This window comes from Mycobacterium colombiense (assembly GCF_003284935.1).
Lineage (GTDB): Bacteria > Actinomycetota > Actinomycetes > Mycobacteriales > Mycobacteriaceae > Mycobacterium > Mycobacterium arosiense_A.
Genome location: NZ_QMEV01000140.1, coordinates 1 through 2,955 on the forward strand (window position 1 = coordinate 1; position 2,955 = coordinate 2,955).

The following is a 2,955-nucleotide window of genomic DNA, read 5'->3' on the forward strand; positions in this document are numbered from 1 at the left end:
TGCCAAGACGTACCGCACCGACATCGACCGCGCCGCCCACCGCGTCGGCCACACCGCGCGCCCCGGCTCGGGTGATCGCGATCGGCATGCCCGAGATCCGGGCGGCCAACGCCACATAGGCCTCGAAATCCAGCCCCGCGATCACACCGTCGGCGAAGATGCCGGCGGCCCGGGACAGCGCGTCCGCGCGCCCGGCGGCCGGCAGTGGCGCGGCCCTGCGCTGCGCGCCCAGCGTGCGCGAAACATACAGCGGCGGCACCAGGCTCAACTCGGCGACCGCGACACCGGCGGTGGTGGTGACGAGTTCGCGTTTGCGGGTCCGGTACTCGCCGTCCACACCGAGCGCGTCGAGGGCGACCAAACCGGTTGCCGCGCGGCCGCTGTCAGGGACCACGCTCAGTACACGCCCTCGATGACGGCCTCGCCCTCGAAGGTGGACACCGGCCGCACCGCGCTCACCGAATCGCTGAGATCGCCCGCCGGTCCGGGCATCCTGATCGCCAGGTCGCGCTCCAGGTTGTTGGGGATGAACATGCCCTTGCTGATGTGATGCATCACCACCTGACCCGGCTGCCCGTACGGCACCCGTTCCCCGGTGTCGGGATCGACCACCCAGAACACCACATACGGGGTGCGCGGATCGAAGACGAAGCAGTCGTCGTCGCCGGCCCGGGTGACCGCCTGCGAGAGCACCATGGTGCTGCCGAACGCCATGGTGATGGTCGTCGCGGGAAAGATGTCGCGCAGCAGGTCGAGCGTGTCGGCGTCCACGTGCGCCCCACTGAGCAGCAGGTAGCGGATCTTGTCGTTGATCAGGTCGACCACCCGGTCGTCGCGGGCGATCGCCTCCAGCAGCGGCGGGGTGGTGTGCAGGTTGGCCACCGCCTGCGTCCGCAACACGAAGACGGCCTGCTCGACGACGTGGTCCACGTACGCCGACACCTCGGCCGCCGCGCCGCGGGCGGCGAGCTTTTTCACCCAGCGGGGATCGATGTCGATCGCGTGGAAGACGGCGCCGAGGCGCTGCGACACCAGCCGGGAGAAGTAGCCGACGCCGTGCGGACCGCTCGGCATCAGGCACAGAAAGCCCTGGCCCCGCCGGAACCCGCCCGCGGCGAAGTCCTCGGTTTGCCATTCGACGACCTGTGCGACCCAATCCGGCAGCTGCACAGTGCGTTTCGGGGCGCCGGTGGTGCCACCGGATTCGAAGATCTGGGGTACCGGGGGCGGCGCCCCGTAACCGCGCGGAATGAGGTCTTCCACGCCGACAGTGCGTAATTCGTTGACCAGGTTGGGGAACAGCCGCAGATCGGCAAAGGTGTGGACGTCGGTCAGCGGGTTGAAGTCGAACGAGCGGGCGGCCCGCAGCCAGAACGGCGAACCGGTGTCGTCGCCGAAGTGCCAGGCGATCGCCGCCCGCAAGTAGGCCTGCGCGTCCGCGACGGGTGCCGCCCGCGGGACGTCGAGCACCGAGAAATCGACTGTGGCCATGTCCCCGATCCTGTCGCATCGAGACCGTTACGCCAAGGACAACGGGCGCCCGCGCCCGCCGCCGCATCGCCGTATCCGCTTATTTCACAGGGAGTTTCATCTGCGTGCACGCGGTGTTCAGCGGGAGCCGCCCGGCCTAGCTGCCGAACATGGCGGTGATCGTCTCGTTGAAGCGGGGGTAGATGTCGTCGTAGGTGCCGTCGCGCTCGGCGAACCGGAACATCTTGGCGCGCTCCACCACGATCTCCCTGGCCTGCGGCTGCGTCTGCAGCAGCGTGATCGTCTCGGTGATGTAGTCCTCCAGCGGCATCGCCCGGGGGTCGAATCCCCGTTCGCCCTGCAGCGCGGTTTGCACGTGCGGCGGGATGATCTCGATGACCTGCACCGAGGTGTCGCGCAGCTGGAAGCGCAGCGATTCGGTGTAGGAGTGCAGCGCCGCCTTGGAGGCGCAGTAGCTCGGGGTGAGCGCGCTGGGCATGAAGGCCAGACCGGACGTGACGTTGAGGATGGTGGCGTGCGGCTTGCGCAGCAGCGCGGGCAGCAGGGTAGAGGTCAGCCGGATGGGGCCCAGCAGGTTGATGGCCACCGACTGCTCGGCCAGTCCGACGTTGCCGGTGGTGAGGTCCTCGACCCGCTGGATGCCGGCGTTGTTGACCAGCACGTTGAGGTCCGGGTAGTGGTCGGTCAGGTGGGTGGCGAACCGGCGGATGTCGGCGGGGTCCCCCTGATCCAGCGACAGGGTCTGGATGCCCGGGTTGGCCTCGGCGACGGCCCGCAACTGGTCGCTGCGCCGGGCGGCGATGATCACCTGGTTGCCCAACCGGTGGAAGGACTCGGCCAGACCGCGACCGATGCCGCTGCCGCCGCCGGTGACAAGAACGGTGTTGCCCGTCATCTGCATCGCGGTTCTCCTTCGGGTCGCCCTGCCATCGGCTCGATCGGCCGGCCCACTGGGCCGACGTAGCGGAATGCCCCAATGCGCAGCCGGCTAACCACCATGCCCTATCCACGGGCGCGGTGTCACGGACTTCGCCGCGGCGACGACGAGCTGCCGCGGACCCGCTACGCGGCCGGGCGGTTGTGCAGCCGGCGCGGGTCGACGCCCGCGCGCTCCCACGCCGCGGCGGCCCAGCTCGTGTAGAGCGCTCGGACGGGCAGCCGGTTCAACAGCGGGTTGAGCGCTCGGACGGTCGCGGCGAAGCGCTGAAAGCGCTTCTCCTTCTTGGCATCCCACTGCAGCTGGCACACCTCGCGCATCTGCGGTGGCAGCGTCCCGACCACGACCAGCCGGGTGTAGGCGTTCAGCGGCGCCGAGAGGACCTTCCACACCGGCTTGGGAATCCGCCGGGGGCCCGGGATGCCCTTGCGGATGTAGCCGGTGCCGTACAGGACGGTCTTGTGCGGCACGAACCGGTCGAGCATCTCGTCCCAATAGGCGAGGAAGTCGTCGAAGGTCTGCGGTTG

3 protein-coding genes and 1 pseudogene are annotated in these 2,955 nt (G+C 69.3%); all 4 read right to left on the reverse strand.

Features of this window, described 5'->3' with window-relative positions:
* Positions 1-394, reverse strand: a pseudogene (locus tag DQP57_RS26380) (aldehyde dehydrogenase); the annotation flags it as partial.
* Between the two features lie 2 nt (positions 395-396).
* Complete coding sequence (locus DQP57_RS26385; protein ID WP_112635852.1) at positions 397-1,491, reverse strand: AMP-binding protein; 1,095 nt, start codon at positions 1,489-1,491, stop codon at positions 397-399.
* A 136-nt stretch (positions 1,492-1,627) separates the two neighbouring features.
* A complete protein-coding gene (locus DQP57_RS26390; RefSeq protein WP_112635854.1) occupies positions 1,628-2,392 on the reverse strand; it encodes an SDR family oxidoreductase in 765 nt (254 codons plus the stop codon).
* Positions 2,393-2,553: 161 nt separating this feature from the next.
* The coding region (locus tag DQP57_RS26395) for an oxygenase MpaB family protein (RefSeq protein WP_114149395.1) at positions 2,554-2,955 on the reverse strand (402 nt) is incomplete at its 5' end.